General features: G+C 62.9%; 14 protein-coding genes. 6 read left to right on the forward strand and 8 right to left on the reverse strand.

Annotated elements, in window-relative coordinates; translation table 11 throughout:
* Nucleotides 1–318: 318 nt before the first annotated feature.
* Both ACWUKX_RS28410 and ACWUKX_RS28415 read right to left on the reverse strand, forming a co-directional pair.
* Entirely contained in the window at nucleotides 319–1,695 is a 1,377-nt protein-coding gene (locus tag ACWUKX_RS28410; RefSeq protein ID WP_456009994.1) for an MFS transporter, read from the reverse strand.
* 92 nt (nucleotides 1,696–1,787) lie between these two features.
* Entirely contained in the window at nucleotides 1,788–6,572 is a 4,785-nt protein-coding gene (locus tag ACWUKX_RS28415; protein ID WP_456009995.1) for an NAD-glutamate dehydrogenase, read from the reverse strand.
* Nucleotides 6,573–6,708: 136 nt separating this feature from the next.
* Here ACWUKX_RS28415 and ACWUKX_RS28420 point away from each other — a divergent pair, with 136 nt between their 5' ends.
* Complete coding sequence (locus tag ACWUKX_RS28420; protein WP_456009996.1) at nucleotides 6,709–7,272, forward strand: peroxidase-related enzyme; 564 nt, start codon at nucleotides 6,709–6,711, stop codon at nucleotides 7,270–7,272.
* Between the two features lie 115 nt (nucleotides 7,273–7,387).
* On the forward strand, nucleotides 7,388–7,711 hold the full coding sequence (locus ACWUKX_RS28425; protein WP_095518128.1) for a YciI family protein: 324 nt from the start codon (nucleotides 7,388–7,390) through the stop codon (nucleotides 7,709–7,711).
* A 60-nt stretch (nucleotides 7,712–7,771) separates the two neighbouring features.
* Here the strand turns inward: ACWUKX_RS28425 and ACWUKX_RS28430 are convergent, their stop codons facing one another.
* On the reverse strand, nucleotides 7,772–8,386 hold the full coding sequence (locus ACWUKX_RS28430; protein WP_456009997.1) for a LysE family translocator: 615 nt from the start codon (nucleotides 8,384–8,386) through the stop codon (nucleotides 7,772–7,774).
* Nucleotides 8,387–8,785: 399 nt separating this feature from the next.
* Between ACWUKX_RS28430 and ACWUKX_RS28435 the strand changes: the two genes are divergently transcribed.
* Entirely contained in the window at nucleotides 8,786–9,412 is a 627-nt protein-coding gene (locus ACWUKX_RS28435) for a DUF1062 domain-containing protein (protein ID WP_456009998.1), read from the forward strand.
* A gap of 233 nt (nucleotides 9,413–9,645) precedes the next feature.
* Here the strand turns inward: ACWUKX_RS28435 and typA are convergent, their stop codons facing one another.
* Nucleotides 9,646–11,475, reverse strand: coding sequence for a translational GTPase TypA (gene typA / locus ACWUKX_RS28440; RefSeq protein ID WP_095518070.1), 1,830 nt, complete (start codon nucleotides 11,473–11,475; stop codon nucleotides 9,646–9,648).
* Nucleotides 11,476–11,675: 200 nt separating this feature from the next.
* On the opposite strand from typA, the gene ACWUKX_RS28445 reads away from it, so the two are divergent.
* On the forward strand, nucleotides 11,676–11,957 hold the full coding sequence (locus ACWUKX_RS28445; protein ID WP_456009999.1) for a hypothetical protein: 282 nt from the start codon (nucleotides 11,676–11,678) through the stop codon (nucleotides 11,955–11,957).
* A gap of 133 nt (nucleotides 11,958–12,090) precedes the next feature.
* Here ACWUKX_RS28445 and ACWUKX_RS28450 read toward each other — a convergent pair whose 3' ends face one another.
* Both ACWUKX_RS28450 and ACWUKX_RS28455 read right to left on the reverse strand, forming a co-directional pair.
* Nucleotides 12,091–13,665 carry an alkaline phosphatase D family protein gene (locus ACWUKX_RS28450; RefSeq protein WP_456010001.1) on the reverse strand — a complete coding sequence of 525 codons (1,575 nt, stop codon included), beginning with the start codon at nucleotides 13,663–13,665 and terminating at the stop codon, nucleotides 12,091–12,093.
* A gap of 299 nt (nucleotides 13,666–13,964) precedes the next feature.
* On the reverse strand, nucleotides 13,965–15,248 hold the full coding sequence (locus ACWUKX_RS28455) for an MFS transporter (protein WP_455850362.1): 1,284 nt from the start codon (nucleotides 15,246–15,248) through the stop codon (nucleotides 13,965–13,967).
* A gap of 82 nt (nucleotides 15,249–15,330) precedes the next feature.
* Here ACWUKX_RS28455 and ACWUKX_RS28460 point away from each other — a divergent pair, with 82 nt between their 5' ends.
* Nucleotides 15,331–15,936: a TetR/AcrR family transcriptional regulator gene (locus tag ACWUKX_RS28460; RefSeq protein ID WP_456010003.1), complete on the forward strand. Its 606-nt coding sequence runs from the start codon at nucleotides 15,331–15,333 to the stop codon at nucleotides 15,934–15,936.
* Between the two features lie 44 nt (nucleotides 15,937–15,980).
* Nucleotides 15,981–16,574, forward strand: a complete 594-nt coding sequence (locus tag ACWUKX_RS28465; RefSeq protein WP_456010004.1) for a hypothetical protein — start codon at nucleotides 15,981–15,983, stop codon at nucleotides 16,572–16,574.
* A gap of 247 nt (nucleotides 16,575–16,821) precedes the next feature.
* Here the strand turns inward: ACWUKX_RS28465 and ppa are convergent, their stop codons facing one another.
* Both ppa and ACWUKX_RS28475 read right to left on the reverse strand, forming a co-directional pair.
* Nucleotides 16,822–17,355, reverse strand: coding sequence for an inorganic diphosphatase (gene ppa, locus ACWUKX_RS28470; protein ID WP_456010006.1), 534 nt, complete (start codon nucleotides 17,353–17,355; stop codon nucleotides 16,822–16,824).
* 114 nt (nucleotides 17,356–17,469) lie between these two features.
* Complete coding sequence (locus ACWUKX_RS28475; RefSeq protein ID WP_065011159.1) at nucleotides 17,470–17,976, reverse strand: GNAT family N-acetyltransferase; 507 nt, start codon at nucleotides 17,974–17,976, stop codon at nucleotides 17,470–17,472.
* Between the last annotated feature and the right edge of the window lie 284 nt (nucleotides 17,977–18,260).

Consider the following 18,260-nt stretch of genomic DNA (forward strand, 5'->3'; position numbering starts at 1 on the left):
CGCCCGCCAGCTTGCTGCCCAGAAAAGCCTCCGCAAGACTCAACTGACCCGTCCGCTTCACCGCCATGGCGATCCTCTCCGACTTCGAATCAAAGTGAATCACAACCGGATAATTGTGCAACAGCCCCCCTGTGGGAGAAGGTGGCCAAGCGAAGCTCGGTCGGATGAGGGTGTTGGCAGGATCGCTACGATGAAGGCGTAAGCCGCTTCAAATCTCTTGATGTTTTCACGTCTCGTTTCTTCCAACACCCCTCATCCGTCTCGGCGCTACGCGCCGATTCACCTTCTCCCACAACAAGGGGAGAAGGGAAGTGCAGTTCACTCCGCCGGCTGGACCGCCGGATACGGCGTGCGGATCAGGATCGCCAGGCCGACGCCGAGGAACAGCACAATTGCCGCCATGCCTAGCCGCGACGAGCCGCTGGCCAAGGTGATCGTGGCCACCATGAATGGCGCAGCAAAACTGGTCGCCCGCCCGGCCAGCGCATAGATGCCGAAATAGCGGCCCGATTCGGCAGCCGTGACGCTGCGCGCCATGTAGGAGCGCGACGATGCCTGCACCGGCCCGAAGGCAAGCCCGATCAGCAGACCGAAGAAGATGTAGGCCTTTTCCGCCGGTGTACCGAACAACCCGCCGCTATCGGCTCCGGGCATCATCCAGGCACCGAACAGCGTGTAGCCCGGGCCGGTCGAGACGATGCCGATCGTGGCGATGCTGAGCAGGACAAGCGAAATCATTACTATGGTCTTGGAGCCAAGCGCCGTATCGAGGCGTGCGGCAACCAGGCAGCCGACGATGGCGACGACATTGAGGATGATGCCGAACAGGCCGATCTCGGTGATCGACCAGTGGAACATCGCCGCCGCAAAGGCACCGCCCAACGCAAGCAACGCGTTGACGCCGTCCTGGTAGATCATGCGGGCGAGGAGAAAGCGGAAGATGCCGCTTCGCTGGCGTATTTCGGCCAGCGTCGATTTCAGTTCCGACAGCCCCTCGCGCACCGCCGGGCCAAGGGATATGCCCTTGGCCGCATCCGGTGTGAAAAAGAACATTGGCAGGATGAACAGGAAATACCAGGCCGCTGAGAGGGGTCCGGTCGCCCGTGCGTCCTCGCCGAGTTTCGGATCGAGCCCAAGGATCGGGTCTAGACCGACGATCGTCTTGCCGGTTTCCGACGAGCCGGCCATAAAGGCGACGACAAAGATCAGCGCGATCATGCCGCCGAGATAGCCAAGACCCCAGGCCATGTTCGAGATTCGGCCAATTTCGCTCTTGGGCACCAGGCGCGGCATCATCGAATCGTTGAACACGGTCGAGAATTCCGCCGCGACCGAGGCCAGCGAGAAGAACAGCACGACCAGGAAAAGGTTCGAACCGGGAGCAGCGAACCACAGTAGGCAAAGACTGGTGATCTTGATCGCGGCGAAGAACGCGATCCACGGTTTTCGCGGGCCGGTCTGGTCGGCGATCGAGCCGAGGATCGGCGACAGAACGGCGATGGCCAGGCCCGCCGCGGCGATGCCGTAACCCCATGCCGCCTGGCCCGTTTCCGGATCGCTCGCCATGCGCGAGACGAAATAGGGTCCGAAGATAAAGGTGGTAATGACCGTGAAGAACGGCTGCGCTGCCCAGTCGAACAGCATCCATCCCCAGATGCCGCGTTCCGGCGCTCGCTGCATTGCTACCTCGGCCATATGCCCTCCCACGAACGGCGCCCCGAAGTGGGGCACCGTTTCGCTCTATAGCGCAGTTCCTGCCTGCAATCCCGAGCGATGTGGAAAACTTCTCACAGCGCCGTCAGGTCGCTGATCAGCCCCGAGGCCACCGACAGCCGCGACACGGTGATGTCGCCGCCCTCGGTCAGTGCCTGCAGCCGCTCGCGGATGCGCCCGACCCTCTCGCCGCCGGCCTCCAGCCATGCCGCCACCGGCTCCGCCGCCTCGGCATGGCCGGTGAGCGCCGCCACCGCGATGCCGCGCCTGGCCGCGCCGATCGTATCGGTGGCGCGGGAAAGAGCCAATTGATCGTAGTAGTCGGATGGCGCGATCGAGCGCGCCGCGTCCTCGACGCGCGGAATACGGAAGGCATCGCTGACCGCGAAAAACGCCTTCGCGGCGACAACGATGTCCGAATTCGCCGCTCGGGCCGTCAGCGCGATGTCAGGGACGACGCCCGCCACATCGGTCAGTGCCAGCTGTTCTGCCAGCCTTTCCGGCGCGCCACCCTTGGCCAGACCATGCCGCCGCTCCTCGATCCGCTCGCGCGAGAAGGCCGGCAGCAGCGAAACGAGCTTCGGCTCCAGTGCCTTGCGCGCTTCCTGCAACTCGGCGATCCGTTGGCCGAGCGGTGCGGTGCTGGTATCGTTCTTGAGATACCAGCCGCTGGCCACATAGGTGAGCCGGCTAACGGCCTGATAGAGGTCGAGCTGCACCTGTCCGTCGATCTGGTTGTCGAGCGCGTCGATCTGGCGACAGAGCGCTGGCAACCCAAACCCGTCGCGAACCACGGCGAAGGTCCGGACCACGTCGGCCGCGCTGCGGCCGGTCGCTTCCTGCAGCCTGTTGACGAAGGATGGGCCGCCGCGATTAACCAGATCGTTGGCGACGACACGGGCGATGATTTCGCGGCGCAGGCGATGGCCATGGATCTCGGCCGCGTATTTCTTCGCCATACGGTCCGGAAAATAGCCCATCAGGTCACGGTCGAAATGCGGATCGTCCGGCACGTCGCTGGCGACGATGTCGGAAAACAGCACGATCTTTGCATAGGCCAACAGCACGCCGAGCTCGGCCCTGGTCAACGGCTCGCCGCGCGCCTCGCGCTCGGCAAGGGCTGTCGGCGACGGCAGAGCTTCGACATTGCGGTCGAGCAGGCCGCGCGCCTCGAGCGCTGCCATGAAACGGCTCTGATGGGCGATGTCGGCAAGGCCGCGCTTGCGGGCAAGGGACAGCGCCAGCGTCTGCTCGTAATTGTTGGACAGCACCAGCGCGCTCACCTCGTCGGTCATCTCGGCAAGAAGCTTGTTGCGCGCTGGGCGGGTCAGCGCCCCCTTGCGCATGGCGGAAGCCAGCGCGATCTTGATGTTGACCTCGACGTCCGAGCAGTTGACGCCGCCCGAATTGTCGATGGCGTCGGAATTGCAGCGCCCGCCACTCAGCCCGAACTCGATGCGGGCCCGCTGCGTCACGCCGAGATTGGCGCCCTCGCCGATGACCTTGGCGCGCACGTCGAGCGCGGTCACCCGGATAGCATCGTTGGCGCGATCGCCGACGTCCTGGTTGGTTTCCGTCGATGCCCTCAGATACGTGCCGATGCCGCCGAACCATAAAAGGTCGACCGGCGCCTTGAGGATGGCGCTCATGATCTCGACCGGCGAGGCGGTCGTCTTGCCGAGGCCGATCGCCGCGGCCGCGGCCGGCGGCAGTGTGATCGACTTCTGGCTGCGCGAGACGATGACGCCGCCTTCGGACAGTTTTGTCTTGTCGTAGTCCTGCCAGCTCGACCGGGCGAGGGCGAACATGCGCCGGCGCTCGGCCATCGAAGCCGCCATGTCTGGAGCGGGATCGATGAAAATGTCGCGATGGTCGAAGGCGGCGATCAGCCGGGTCTTCTCGGACAGTAGCATACCGTTACCGAACACGTCGCCCGACATGTCGCCGACGCCGACGACGGTGAAGGGCGTGGTCTGGATATCCCGATTCATCTCGCGGAAATGCCGCTTGACTGCTTCCCAGGCGCCCTTGGCGGTGATGCCCATCTTCTTATGGTCGTAGCCGGCCGAGCCGCCGCTGGCGAAAGCGTCGTCGAGCCAGAAGCCATGCTTCTCGCTGATGGCGTTGGCGGTGTCGGAGAAGGTCGCCGTGCCTTTGTCGGCGGCAACCACGAAATAGGGATCGTCCTGGTCACGCCTGATCACACCGGCTGGCGGAATGACGCTGTCCAGGCCGATATTGTCGGTGATCGACAACAGGCTGGAGACGTAATTCTTGTAGGCGGACGCGCCGGCTTCGAAGATGGCGTCGCGGCCGGCGCCCATCGGCAGCTTCTTCGGATAGAAGCCGCCCTTGGCGCCGACCGGCACGATCACCGCGTTCTTGACCTGCTGCGCCTTGACCAGGCCGAGCACCTCGGTGCGGTAGTCCTGGGCGCGGTCCGACCAGCGCAGGCCGCCGCGGGCGACCGGGCCGAAGCGCAGATGCACGCCCTCGACCTCGGAACCGTAGACGAAGATCTCCCGCCACGGCCGCGGCGCCGGCAGACCGTCGACTGCCTGCGAGTCGAGCTTGATCGCCAGCGATTGGCCCTTCTCCTTCGTATCGGCAACGAAATGATTGGTGCGTAGCGAGGCTTCGATCAGGTTGAGGTAGCGACGGATGATGGTGTCGTCATCGATGTTGGGAACCTCTTCCAACGCATCCCTGATCTTGGCCTTGAGGTGCTTGGCCGCGACCACGCCTTCCGTCTTCGCCGTCGGTCCGAGGCGGGCGACGAACAGCTCATGCAGGCCACGCGCGATCTCCGGATAGCGGTTGAGTGCGGCGGCAATGAAATCCTGGCTCTGCGGGATCCCGGCCTGCTGCAGATAGCGGCCATAGGCGCGCAGGATGGTGACCTCGCTCGACCACAGGCCGGCGGTCTGGGCAAGGCCGTTATAGCCGTCATTGTCGATGTCGCCGCGCCAGACGGAAAGGAACGCGTCCTCGAACAGCGCGCCGCGGTCGCCGAGGTCGATCGGCTTGCCGTAGCTGTTTTCGAGCTCCATGTCGTGGATGAAGACCATGCTGGAAGCCTCGTCGCCGACCTCGAAGGTGCGCTCGCTGATCACGCGGAATCCGATGTTCTCCAGCACCGGCACCCGCCGCGACAGCGCCACCGGGCTGCCATGGTGATAGATCTTCAGCGCCGCCTGATGCGGTTCCTGGTTGGCATGACGGTAGTAGTCGATGGCGATCGGGTTGGCCGCGCTGATCCTGGCGATGCGCCCGGCATCGGCCAACGCCTCCGCCGGCGAGAAGCTGTCGCGATAGCTTCCCGAGAAGCGCGAGGCGATCGCCGTGAGCGCCGCATCGGCGCCGGTCTCGGCCGCGGTCTCGCGCAGAATGTCGTCCCAGGTCCGCACGATGGCGCGGATCGCTGCCTCGATCGTCGCCTGGTCGACCTTCGGCGTCCTGCCGCCGGAACGGCCGATGATGAAATGGACACGAGCCAGCCCGCCTTCCGGAAAGGCGGGGTAGTAGGCCGACAGCCGGCCTTGGAACACCGTCTTCAGATAGGTGCCGATCTTCTCGCGTACGACGCTGTCGTAGCGGTCGCGCGGCACGAAGACGAGGATCGAGACGAAGCGGTCGAACTGATCGGCGCGCACCAGCGCTCTGACGCGCGGCCGCTCGATCAGCCCCAAAATGGCTTCGGCGTGTTTGCGCAGGATCGGCACCGGAACCTGGAACAGCTCGTCGCGCGGATAGCTCTCCAGCACGTTGATCAGTGCCTTGCCGGAGTGATCTTCAGGGTTGAAACCGGATTTGGCGATGATGGTTTCGGCTTTCGACCTGAGATAAGGGATCTTCATCACCGAGCGCGTGTAGGCAGTCGAGGTGAACAGGCCGACAATGCGCAGCTCGCCGGCAAGCACGCCCTTGGCGGTGTAGGTCTTGACGCCGATGTAATCGAGATAGATGCGGCGGTGCACCGACGATTTGGCATTGGCCTTGGTGACGATCAGCGGTTCCGGCCCGTGCAGGAAGGCGCGGATTTCCGGCGTCGTCGACACCGCTTCGGTGCCGCGCCGCAGCACCAGCACGTCGGGATCGGAGAGGATGCCGAGGCCGGGCTTGTCGGTGCGCTCCAGGGTGCCACTCTTCTCGCCGCCGGTGTATTTGAACTCGCGCATGCCGAGGAAGGTGAAATTGTCGTCGCGCAGCCATTCGAGAAAGGCGATCGCTTCGGTGACATGGGCCTTGTCGAGCGGCACCGGAGCGTAGCGGAACTCCGAGATTGCCTGGTCGAGGCGGGCCAGCATCGGCTTCCAGTCGATGACAGCAGCGCGCACCTGGCCTAATATTTTCTTCAGCCGCTCGGCCAATGCGTCGGCCTGATCGGCCGAAAGACGGGCGATATGGACGTGGATGACGCTCAGCCGCTCATGACTGTGATCGCCCTTGGCAAAGCCGCCATCGCCGAGGATTTCGTCGACGCCGCTCTTGCCGTGCCTGACGACGATGACCGGGTGAGTAACCAGCAGCGGTTCGCCGGCGCTCTCGGTGATCTCGCCGAGGATGGAATCGAACAGGAACGGCATGTTGTCGTTGACGACGGTGATCACCGTCATCGGCCTGCCCTGGCGGACGACACCGGAATCAACCTCTATGGCGACGAGGCAATCGCCTTTCTTGTGCCTGGCGACGGCGCGTCCGGCGAGATCGGCTGCGCGTTCGAGGGCGGTGACCTCATAGGCGGCGACATCTTCGGCCGGCGCACGGGCCAGCAGGTAATCGGCAAGCCTGCCGGGTTTCTCGCTGCCCTTGGCCGTGCTCATCTTTTTCAACTGGCTTGCAGATTTCAGGCCGGCCATGTCGCTAATCCCTCCCGTCATATGTTTTGCGACTATGGTAGCAGATGACCGAAATTTGGCGACAAAGGTTTGACCGCTTGCGACGAAATGTCGGAATTCGTCAGCAAATCACCGACGAACAAAGGAAAAACAGCCCATGGCCGGAAAAATCACTGCACTTGGCCTCGCACCCGCGGAACTGAGCGAGGCGACGAGGGCCTATTTCGCCAAATGCGAGGAGAAGCTCGGCCTCGTTCCCAATGTGCTTTTGGCCTACGCTTTCGACGAGACGAAGCTGCGTGCCTTCACCGATATGTACAACGATCTGATGTTGGGCCAATCCGGCCTGTCGAAGCTGGAGCGCGAGATGATCGCGGTCGCCGTCTCCTCCATCAATCACTGCTACTATTGCCTCGCCGCCCATGGCGCGGCGGTGCGCCAGCTTTCCGGGGACCCGGCATTCGGCGAGATGATGGCGATGAATTTCCGCGCCGCCGACCTTTCCACGAAACAGAAGGCGATGCTCGAATTCGCGGTGAAGCTGACCGAGCAGCCGGCGAAGATCGTCGAGACCGACCGGGCAGCGCTGCGTGAGGCCGGCTTTTCCGACCGCGACATCTGGGACATCGCCTCGACTGCCGCCTTCTTCAACATGTCGAACCGGGTGGCGGCGGCGGTCGATATGCGGCCGAACGATGAATACCACGCGATGGCGAGGTGATGATCTTTATATTAGCTGCTGCGCATTCTCGTTGCGTGTTCGCCGTTTTGGTCCGATGATCGCAATGCGGCGCGACCGCATGCCGGTTCGATGCCGCTGGATCAAGGAGGAGACCATGGCGAAATTTCTCTACGTCTATCATGGCTCGGGCAAGATGCCGACCGAGGAGGCCGAACGGAAAGCGGCGATGGAGGCCTGGAATGGCTGGTACGGCAAGCTTGGCTCGGCCGTAGTCGACGGCGGCAATCCGGTCGGCATGTCGAAGACGGTGCTGCCTGACGGCAAGGTCGAGAACAATGGCGGCAGCAATCCAACCGCCGGTTATACAATCATCGAGGCGAAAGACATTGATGATGCCGTCAGCAAGGCCAAGGATTGTCCTATCCTGAAGGACCCGGCTTTCAGCATCGAGATCGCGCCAATCATCGAAATGGGCTGACGCGTAGCTTGGTTGAGCATGATCTTTCCGAGAACCGGTTTCCACTTTTCGGGATCATGCTCAGGACCGCGCCGCGATCGCGGCCGCAGCGCCGGCCATGGTGCCGGCGCTGACGCGGTTGGCGATCTTCATCGCCCGCTTGCTCTTCAGCAGTTTCCGCGCCTGCGCTGCGGCAAGCACCCAGGCCAGATCGATGGCGACCAGAACCACGGCCATGGTCAGCGTCAGCTCGACCCAGCCGACGATCGTCACCGACGCGAGATCGATGATGGTCGGCAGCAGCGCCAGATAGAACATCATGATCTTGGGATTGCCGAGCGTCACCGCCATGCCGGCAAAGAACAGTTTGACGGCCGACTCTTCGCGCGGCATCTCGCCCTCGCGCGCCTCGATCGGCGCCGTCCACATCTTCCAGGCGAGGTAGGCGAGATAGGCGACGCCGACCCACTTCAGCACGACAAAGGCGAGATGGAAGGTCTGCGCCACCACCGCCAGCCCAAACACCGCCAGCGACAGCCAGATACCCTCGCCGATCCACATGGCGAGCAGGAACGGAAACACATCGCGAAAGCCTTTGGCGATAACCCGCGCCACCAGCGCGGCAATCGAGGGGCCGGGCGAGCCGGCGGCGACGAAAAGGGCGGCGGCGAAGATCAGAAGCGATGTGAAGTGCATGACCGATATCTCTGTTTTCGGGCGTTGGCTCTTACGCAAGACTAGCCCAACTGGCCGGGCAACGGTAGCGCTCACCGAGAAGAGCCTTGCCGGCCAAACTTCTCGCGGCTAGAAGTTCCGTCCCGACACATTTTCGAGCTTCACTTTGCCTACGTAACCGCCGGTCTCGTCAACTCCCCCGACACAATGCATGGCGCCGTTTTCGCGACGTCTGCTTCATTTCATGTGTTCCTCAGGGTGGCGGTTCGAGACCGGTTTGGCACTGCTGAACCGTTGTTGCGTTTCACCGCCCGCGACACCTGATTTCCGACCACCGCAGCCTCTCGCCACGCCGTGGCCCACATGGGCATCTCGACATCGCCGATCTGACGAACTTCCCGACGGGAAGGGCTTTTCGGCATGTCTTCGATACTGCGCATGCGCTGGGCGATCGCGCCCAAAACCGCACCTCGACCTCTGATCAATTGCAACCGCTGCAACGGCCTCAAGGCTTACCACAGCAGTGGGAAATTCCGCGTCAACGCCAACGGCAAACGCATCGATGCGTGGCTGATCTACCGATGCGTTGGTTGCGACAATTCCTGGAATTTCGGCATTCTGGAGCGGTGCAACCGCCGCGACATCGAGCCTGCGTTGCTGCAGGCGCTCGAAAGCAACGACCCGGCCCTGGCGCGTCGCCATGCCTTCGATGTTGCCGCACTGCGAAGCGGGGCCGGGCACGTCGAGGAGTTTCCCGAAGCCGCTGTTCTTAAGGAGGTGCTCGGCGACAAGCCGGAAAACACCACCGCTCTCGAACTCCAACTCGGGCTCGAAACGCCGACAGCGCTGCGGCTAGACCGGTTGCTCGCCAGCGAACTCGGCATCTCGCGATCGCGGCTTCAGGCTTGGGAAGAGAAGCGATTGCTGGTCGTTGGTCCGGACGGGGCCAAAGCTTTGCGCAAGCCGCCTCGAGCGGGGATGGTGATCCGCATCGAGCTCGTCGGTGAGCCCGACCGTGAAGCCATCATCTCGGCTGCAGGTGGATAAGGCGAGATAACTGCGACCAGGGGTCCGTCGCCCTCTTCTGGGACCGAGCCAATCAAACCCTTGGCCGCTTCGACATCACTGCACATGGATCAGGCCGAGCCTGCTGTCGGTCATATGCGTCGCGAGGGCATAGATCCCATACGCTTCGAGCATCGAACGCAAACTTCGGCCTCGGGCCGATTGTCGTATATGACAGCCGTGACGAGTTTGCCGCTCATTGCGCGGTATTGCCCTTAGGCCGCGCCGACCACTTTCGCCGACTTCTCAAAACGCTTGCGCTCGTTCGGGTCGAGATAGAGCTTGCGCAGGCGGATGGTCTTCGGCGTCACCTCGACCAGTTCGTCGTCCTGGATCCAGGCCAGCGCGCGTTCCAGCGTCATGCGAATCGGCGGGGTCAGCTTCACCGCCTCGTCCTTGCCGGCGGCGCGGATGTTGGTCAGCTTCTTGCCCTTCAGCACGTTCACTTCGAGGTCGTTGTCGCGTGAATGGATGCCGATGATCATGCCCTGATAGACCTTGACGCCGGGATCGATGACCATCGGACCGCGGTCTTCCAGGTTCCACATGGCATAAGCCACTGATTCACCCTGCTCATTGGAGATCAGCACGCCGTTGGTGCGGCCCGGCAGCTCACCCTTGTACGGCTCGTAGGCATGGAACAGCCGGTTCATGACAGCGGTGCCGCGCGTGTCGGTCAACAGTTCCGACTGGTAGCCGATCAGGCCGCGCGTCGGCGCGTGGAAGACGATGCGCTGGCGGTTGCCGCCTGAGGGGCGCAATTCGACCATCTCGGCCTTGCGCTCCGACATCTTCTGCACGACGACGCCGGCATGCTCCTCGTCGACGTCGATAACGACTTCCTCGACCGGCTCCAGCAATTCGCCGTTGTCACCCTGCTGCATGACGACGCGCGGTCGCGACACGGCGATCTCAAAACCTTCGCGGCGCATCGTCTCGATCAGCACGGCAAGCTGCAGTTCGCCGCGGCCGGAGACGAAGAACGAATCCTTGTCCGGCGATTCCTCGATCTTCAGCGCGACATTGCCTTCGGCCTCGCGCAGCAGGCGGTCGCGGATGACGCGGCTGGTCACCTTGTCGCCCTCAGTGCCGGCCAGCGGGCTATCGTTGACGAGGAACGACATCGTCACGGTCGGCGGATCGATCGGCTGCGCATGCAGCGGTTCGGTCACCGACGGGTCGCAGAACGTGTCGGCGACGGTCCCCTTCGACAGGCCGGCAATGGCGACGATGTCGCCCGCCTGCGCTTCGTCGATCGGCTGGCGCTCGAGCCCGCGGAAAGCCAGGATCTTCGAGATGCGGCCGGTTTCGACCTGGGTACCGTCATGATGCAGCACCTTGACCGCCTGGTTGGATTTCAGTGTGCCGGATTCGATGCGGCCGGTGATGATGCGGCCGAGGAACGGATTGGCCTCCAGAATGGTGCCGATCATCCGGAACGGGCCGGGATGGACGGTCGGCGCCGGCACATGCTTGATGACGAGGTCGAACAGCGGCGCCAAGCCCTGGTCCTTCGGACCTTCGGGGTTTTCCGAGACCCAGCCGTCGCGGCCCGAGCCGTAAAGGATCGGGAAGTCGAGCTGCTCGTCGGTCGCATCGAGCGCTGCAAACAGGTCGAACACTTCGTTGACCACCTCAACGTGGCGGGCGTCCGGCCGGTCGATCTTGTTGATGACGACGATCGGCTTCAATCCGACCTTGAGCGCCTTGCCGACGACGAATTTGGTCTGTGGCATCGGCCCTTCGGCGGCGTCGACCAGCACGATGGCCGAATCCACCATCGACAGAATGCGCTCGACTTCGCCGCCGAAATCGGCGTGACCGGGGGTGTCGACGATGTTGATGCGGGTGTCCTTCCAGTCGACCGAGGTCGCCTTGGCCAGGATGGTAATGCCGCGCTCCTTTTCCAAGTCGTTCGAATCCATGGCGCGTTCGGCGACGCGCTGGTTGTCGCGGAACGAGCCGGACTGTTTCAGGAGCTGGTCGACGAGGGTGGTTTTTCCATGGTCGACGTGCGCGATGATCGCGATATTACGAATTTTCATGTTGTGGTCTCGGGAGTGTTGCAGGCAGCAGGCCAAAAGGCGCTGCCTCTTTCGGTTGGGCGGCTCATACAGGGTTTTTCGCAATTGCGAAAGAGGAGGCGTGCCACCAAATACATGGTCACCAAATCTTAAGCGTCTTGGTGTGAAATGGAATTATTAACCAAAGCGGAACCTTTCGCGGTCGGGACAGTTCAAATTTCATGAGCAACACGGGCACCAGATACCGGCCTATCCTCGCATGGGGTGCAGTCGCCGTTCTCCTCGCGGCAGGCGCGGCACAGTCGGCCGCGACGTCGAAGGAAACGCGGCCTGTCCTGCCGTCCGACACACGAACGGCAGACCAGTTATTTGCCGATGCTCCCGATGGCGTCGACCCGGTGGTGACCGGGCCGGTTAGCGCCGCCTTCAAGGAGAGGCAGGCGGCCGCCAACTGCGACAGCGCTGTGTGGCCCCAAATTCCGACCGTTTGCTATCCAGACTGACAACCGCCGACGGCGTCTGTCATCCCAGGGCGCAACTCCGGAAGAATGCAACGGCGCTGAATGAAGCCGTTCTAATCACTCCGTCGTGCCCCTCCGTCCACCGGTTCCCGCCCATTGTGACGCTTCGACGCCTTCACGCCGACTGTATCGGATCGAGCGAGACCTTGTAGAGTTCATTGTCGTCGCGATCCATCAGCCGCACCGTCATCTGTTCAGTGGCGCCATCGATGTCGACAAGGCCGAAGAACTGCAGGCCGGCCGAGGGTGGCAGGTTCTGCCCCTGCTCGGCGGTTGGCGCCTTGATGAATTTCAGCTCCGGGCCGAAGGTCATGTCGAAATCATTGGGTCCATAGGTGCCGGCGTGAAGCGGACCCGAAACGAACTCCCAGAACGGATTGAAGTCCTGAAACTGCGCCTTATCAGGATTGTAGTAGTGCGCCGCCGTGTAGTGCACGTCAGCTGTAAGCCAGACGGTGTTGGTGATGCCAGCATTCTTTATATAGCGAAGGAGGTCGGCAATCTCCAGCTCGCGGCCTTTGGCCGGACCATTGTCGCCATTGCTGATGGCCTCGGCGCCGGCCTTCTTGGTGGCATCGTTCCAGACGATGAGACCGAGCGGCATGTCGGCGGCGATGATTTTCCAGGTCGCGTTGGAGTTTGCCAGTTCGCGCTTCAGCCGTTTCATCTGCTGTTCGCCGAGGATGCGCGATTGCGGCGTCACCGTATCCTGCATGCCAGGACCATTGGAGCCGCGATAGGAACGCATGTCGAGGAAGAACACGTCGAGCAGCGGCCCGTAGGCGATCTTGCGATAGACGCGGCCCGGTTCCGACGGCTCGTAGCGGATCGTCGTCATCTCGTGGAAGGCGCGTGCCGCGCGTGACGCCAGCACATGGATGTTTTTTTCCGAGTAACGCTCGTCGGCGCTCAGGTCCTTCGAATCCGACCAGTTGTTCACAACCTCGTGGTCGTCCCACTGGTAAAAGGTCGGGCAGATGGCATTGAGCCCCAACACGTTCCTGTCCATCATGTTGTATTTCCACTGACCGCGGTACTCGTCCAGCGTCTCGGCGACCTTGCGCTTTTCGTCGATGAGGACGTTGTTCTTCCACTTGCTGCCACCGGGCAGGTCGACCTCGTCCTTCATCGGGCCGTCGGCATAGATGGTGTCGCCGGAATGCAGGAAGAAGTCGGGCGTATGCTTGCCGATCGTGGCATAGGTCTTCATGCCGGTGTCGTCGATGCCCCAGCCCTGGCCGGCGGTATCGCCCGACCAGGCGAAGCGAATGTCGCGCTTCGAGGCCGGCGCCGTGCGGAAGCGGCCGACGATCGGCTCGGAGACGGCGTTGATGTCGGCGAGATCGGCCGCGATCATGCGGTAGAAGATGTCCTGGTCGGAGGCGAGATCGGTGAGCAGCCGCTTTACCGTGTAATCGCTGGCCGGCGACGTATCGAGCGGCGCAAGACGGGCGGCGTTGGCGAAATTTTCCGTCGACGACACTTCGAACATCACGCGCGAAGGGCGGTCGGTGCGAGTCCACACCACGCCGCTGGTTGCGTCGACATCGCCCGACTGGATGCCATGGGTGAAGGCGGGCCGCTGATTGGCGCGCGAATAATAGGGAAGCGCGAGGCCCGATACGCCGACGACGCCGGCGGCGCTCACGGACGTGACGAAGGCGCGCCGGGTCATCGAAATCTTGTTCATGGCTGTCTCCTGGATGGCGTTGAACGTCGCCGCCAAGGTCCAGCCTCAATGTTTCAGGCACATCTCGAAACCATGAAGGTTTCGTTACAACCAACAGACTGGCGAATTTCTTCCTTGAGGGTCTCTTGAGGGGGAGATGTCGCCAAGGGCGACAGAGGGGGTCGTCTCGCGTGGAGCACCGACCACCTGCGTCTGCGATAAGGCGCCGAGCCTGGTCGCACCGACCCCCTCTGGCCGCTTCGCGGCCATCTCCCCCTCAAGGGCCCTCAAGGGGGAGATTAGCGCTCAGCCGTCACAACTCAAGCCGCCTGCGGTTCCGGCTCGAAGGCTGGACGGCTGGTGTTGATCAACAGCGAGATGCAGGCTGCGGCTATCGCCGTCATGCCGGCTATGAGGAAGGCAAGCTCGTAATTGCCCTGCAATTCACGCATAGTGCCGCCGAAGAAGGCGGCAGCCGCAGCGCCCACCTGATGGCCCGCGACGATCCAGCCGAAGACGATCGGCCCGCTGCGGTCGCCGAACGCCTCGTTCGACAGCCTGAGCGTCGGCGGCACGGTGGCGATCCAGTCCAATCCGTAGAGCACGGCGAAGATGATCAGGCTGGTCGACGAGAAGCCGGAATAAGGCAGATAGATCAGTGACAGGCCGCGGATGCCATAATAGACGCCGAGCAGCTTGCGCGGGTCGAAGCGGTCGGTGAGCCAACCCGACAGCGTCGTGCCGATCAGATCGAAGATGCCCATCAGCGACAGCAGGCCGGCGGCTTGCACCTGACCGATACCCATGTCGCCGCAAAACGCGATCAGGTGCGTGCCGACCAGTCCGTTGGTGGTGAAGCCGCAGATGAAGAAGGTGGCGAACAGATACCAGAACACGCGGGTGCCGGCGGCACGGCGCAGCGTGCTGAGTGTGTGCGTGAGAAAATTGCCCTGCGAGGCCGGCGGAACCGGCGGCACGTCGTCGGCCTCAGCGCCGTAGCGCACCATGCCGATCGAGGCCGGGCGCTCCGGCACCAGCAGCCAGACCAGCGGCACGAGGCAGGCGGTGGCGACCGCAATGGCGATGGCGACAGGCTTCCAGCCGCCCGACTGGGCGAGGGCCGCGAGCAGCGGCAGGAACACCAGCAGGCCGGTGGCGGCGGAGGCCGACATCAGTCCCATCACCAGGCCGCGATTGGTCTTGAACCAGCGATTGACGATGGTGGCGCCGAGCACCGTGGCGACCGCGCCGGAACCGACGCCGGAGAATACGCCCCAGGTGAGAAGCAGGTGCCACGGCTCGGTCATCAACAGGCTGAGCGCCGTCGAGCCCGACATCAACACCAGCGACGCCAGCAGCGTACGGCGCAGTCCGATCCTTTCCATCAGTGCCGCGGCAAACGGCCCGGTCAGGCCGTAGAGGAAGATGCCGATGGCCGCGGCGAGCGAAACGACATCGCGCCGCCAGCCGAAACTCTCCTCCAGCGGCAGCATCATGACGGCCGGCGCCGACCGCAGGCCCGCCGCGATCAGCAGACAGAGGAAAATGACGGCGACCACGACGAAAGCGTAGCGCTGGCCAAACGGGCGGGATTGAGCTATCATGTTACTGACCGGTACGTTGCAATTGCACCAAGGTATACGTACCGATCGGTAACATTGTCAAGCAGGCAACGGCACATCCTAGATGAAAAGCATTGAACCAAGGATCAAAGCGGATGAATTGGCACAGCCCCGCGCCGGCGAAAAAATCCTTTGCGTTGCCCGCGACCTGTTCTACCGGCAAGGCATCAGGGCGATCGGCGTCGACGAGATCGTGCGGCGTGCCGGCGTCACCAAGCCCAGCCTCTATCGCAGCTTTCCCTCCAAGGACGAATTGGCCGCGTCCTATCTCCGGCAATACGACCTGGAGTTCTGGGCCCGCTTCGACGAGGCGGTGGCTGCCCATCCCGGCGATCCGCGCGCGCAGATCGCTGCCTTCCTGACACGCATCGGCAAGCGCACGCAAAAGCCAGACTATCGCGGCTGCGGCATGACCAATGCGGCCGTCGAATATCCCGAGCACGGCCACCCGGCCCGCGTGGTGAGTGAGGCCAACAAGCAGGAATTGCGACGACGCCTGCGCGCCATGGCGGCGGCAATGGGTGCCGGCGACGCCGATACGCTGGGCGACGGGCTGCTGCTTCTGATCGAAGGCGCCTATATCAGCGGCCAGCTGTTCGGTGCCGGCGGACCGGCGAAGTCTGTAGCCCGGAACGCGGACCTGCTGATCGAAGCGAGCTTGAAGAAATAGCGTTTAACGATACCGTGCGGCAGCCCGAAACGGAGTTGTCCGCGATGCGTAGCCTTTTGATGATCCCGCTTGCCCTTGCCGGCCTCTGCCAGGCTGCCCAGGCCGGCGACATTTCCAGCGCCTACACCGATCTCGACTGGAAGAAGGACTGCGTGACCTACGCGCAAGCGCAAGAAGGCGAAGGCGACTGGGCCAGTCTTGCCTGTTCGGGCTATCGCGGCTACCCGGTGCTGATCGCCTACGACGATGCCCGGGAATCGCTGTTCTATGGTTTTCCCTCCAGCGACATGACCGCGGTCTGGGAAAGTTTCATCGCCTTCAATTCGGCTGCACCAAAACTCGAGTGGCGCATCGAGACGAACGGCGATCTTGCCATTCCTTTCGCGGTCATCCACCGTCGCTCGATCAGCAATCCCGAGGGGGAGAACAAACCAACCGACGTGCTGATCGTCGCCAAGGTCGCCCAGCCGGAGAACTATGAGGGCTGCACCGTCGGCCTGGTGCTGGCCACCGGCAATCCGGCCGCCAATAATGAGGCGCGAAAACTCGCCGACGAGAAGGCACGCACCTTTGCCTGCGGCAAGGACAAGCGCGTGGTTATCGGCAACGCACCCGATTTCGGCCGCGTCGATAACTGACTTCGTCATCATCCCTGGGCGGAGCGACGCGAAGCGGAGCGCAGACCCTGGGATCCATTCCGTGAAATCAACCGAAGTGCGCAGCGGACCAGAACTCTGCACTGTTGCGGCGCTTTGACGTCACGCCATGGATCCAGGGGTCTGCGCTACGTCGCTACGCTCCTTGCTCCGCCCGAGGATGACGAAGCTGAGGGGCTTCAGCCAACCTCAACCGGCGACAGCCCATTCGGTCAACTTCAGGCTTCGGCTACTTGCTTGCCTTAGCCCGCTCGATCGCCTCAATGATCATCTTCTTGGCAAAGGCGGCGTCGTGCCAGCCCTCGATCTTGACCCATTTGCCGGGTTCGAGATCCTTGTAGTGCTCGAAGAAGTGCTGCACCTGCTGGCGGGTGATGTCGGGCAGGTGCGTGTATTCGGTGACGTTCTCGTAGCGCAGCGTCAGCTTGGGCGAAGGCACCGCGATGATCTTTTCGTCCAAACCGGAATTGTCCTCCATCACCAGCACGCCGATCGGCCGCACATTGATGACGCAGCCCGGCACCAGCGCGCGCGTGTTGCAGACCAGCACGTCGATCGGGTCGCCGTCACCTGACAGCGTGTGCGGCACGAAGCCGTAATTGCCGGGATAGCGCATCGAGGTGTGCAGGAAGCGGTCGACGAACAGCGTGCCGGCCTCCTTGTCCATCTCGTACTTGATCGGCTCGCCACCGATCGGCACCTCGATGATGACGTTGATGTCCTCCGGCGGGTTCTTTCCGATGGCAATGGCTTCGATACGCATGGCTTTTGTCCCTCTTTCGATAGGAGACCGATAGCGGGCAGCGGCGCATGGTGCAATGCGGCGAATGGTACTGAAAGCAGCTGAGGGGGTGTTAGCGAGAGGCGTGTCGAGCCGTCATTCCCAGACGAAGGCGACCTTCTTCAGCGCCTTCTGTTCGAAGACCTCGACGCCCTCGGCGACGTCGCGGCCGCCGGCGCCGGCATAGAAGGCGAGCGCGTTCTGATTGTCTTCCAGCGCCCACACCACCATGCCTTTCAGGCCATGATCCGCCAGTCGCGCCCGTGCGGCCGAGAATAGCCGGCTGCCGAGCCCGATGCCCTGGTATTCCGGGCGCACGTAAAGTTCGTAAATCTCGCCCTGCTGCTTGAGCTCGCGGGCGCGGTTCTTGCCGATCGTGGCGTAGCCGGCGACCTTGCCGCCGATCTCGACGACCAGAACGGTGGCGGCACGGCGGATGGCGTTCGCCCACCAGTCGGCGCCGCGGCGGTTGATCATCGATGTCAGGGTGCGATGCGGGATGATGCCGGAGTAGGCGCCGCGCCAGGCCAGCAGATGCACGTCGGCGATGGCGCTTGCGTCGCGCGGCTCGGCTTTCCTGATGTCGATACTCAGCGTCTTCATGATTGGTTAACCATAAACCCGCATCGCCCGATTGCAAGAGTCCGGTCACCGGCTCCCAAGCTTTCGCACAGACGATAGACGTGCCTGCGACACGAAAGAGCCTGTCTGAAAACGCGCTCTGCCGAGGCGAATGGCGCGGTTTTTGAGAACCGAAGCGCAGCGGACATTAGAGCGCCGCGCGTCCAATTGGACGCGCATAGGACGCTCTAACGCTTTCAATTGCGCATGATCCTTTTCCAGAAACCGATCTCGGTTTCCGGGGTCATGCGTTAAGTCCGTGAGCA

The sequence above is a fragment of the Mesorhizobium sp. f-mel genome, from assembly GCF_053850215.1.

Bases quoted from the DNA above. Each gene is read 5' to 3' on its own strand.
- ACWUKX_RS28430 (WP_456009997.1), bottom strand. From the start codon at position 8,386: ATGCACTTCACATCGCTTCTGATCTTCGCCGCCGCCCTTTTCGTCGCC.
- typA (WP_095518070.1), bottom strand. From the start codon at position 11,475: ATGAAAATTCGTAATATCGCGATCATCGCGCACGTCGACCATGGAAAA.
- ACWUKX_RS28410 (WP_456009994.1), bottom strand. From the start codon at position 1,695: ATGGCCGAGGTAGCAATGCAGCGAGCGCCGGAACGCGGCATCTGGGGA.
- ACWUKX_RS28415 (WP_456009995.1), bottom strand. From the start codon at position 6,572: ATGGCCGGCCTGAAATCTGCAAGCCAGTTGAAAAAGATGAGCACGGCC.
- ACWUKX_RS28445 (WP_456009999.1), top strand. From the start codon at position 11,676: ATGAGCAACACGGGCACCAGATACCGGCCTATCCTCGCATGGGGTGCA.
- ACWUKX_RS28465 (WP_456010004.1), top strand. From the start codon at position 15,981: ATGCGTAGCCTTTTGATGATCCCGCTTGCCCTTGCCGGCCTCTGCCAG.
- ACWUKX_RS28460 (WP_456010003.1), top strand. From the start codon at position 15,331: ATGAAAAGCATTGAACCAAGGATCAAAGCGGATGAATTGGCACAGCCC.
- ppa (WP_456010006.1), bottom strand. From the start codon at position 17,355: ATGCGTATCGAAGCCATTGCCATCGGAAAGAACCCGCCGGAGGACATC.
- ACWUKX_RS28420 (WP_456009996.1), top strand. From the start codon at position 6,709: ATGGCCGGAAAAATCACTGCACTTGGCCTCGCACCCGCGGAACTGAGC.
- ACWUKX_RS28475 (WP_065011159.1), bottom strand. From the start codon at position 17,976: ATGAAGACGCTGAGTATCGACATCAGGAAAGCCGAGCCGCGCGACGCA.
- ACWUKX_RS28450 (WP_456010001.1), bottom strand. From the start codon at position 13,665: ATGAACAAGATTTCGATGACCCGGCGCGCCTTCGTCACGTCCGTGAGC.
- ACWUKX_RS28425 (WP_095518128.1), top strand. From the start codon at position 7,388: ATGGCGAAATTTCTCTACGTCTATCATGGCTCGGGCAAGATGCCGACC.
- ACWUKX_RS28435 (WP_456009998.1), top strand. From the start codon at position 8,786: ATGTCTTCGATACTGCGCATGCGCTGGGCGATCGCGCCCAAAACCGCA.
- ACWUKX_RS28455 (WP_455850362.1), bottom strand. From the start codon at position 15,248: ATGATAGCTCAATCCCGCCCGTTTGGCCAGCGCTACGCTTTCGTCGTG.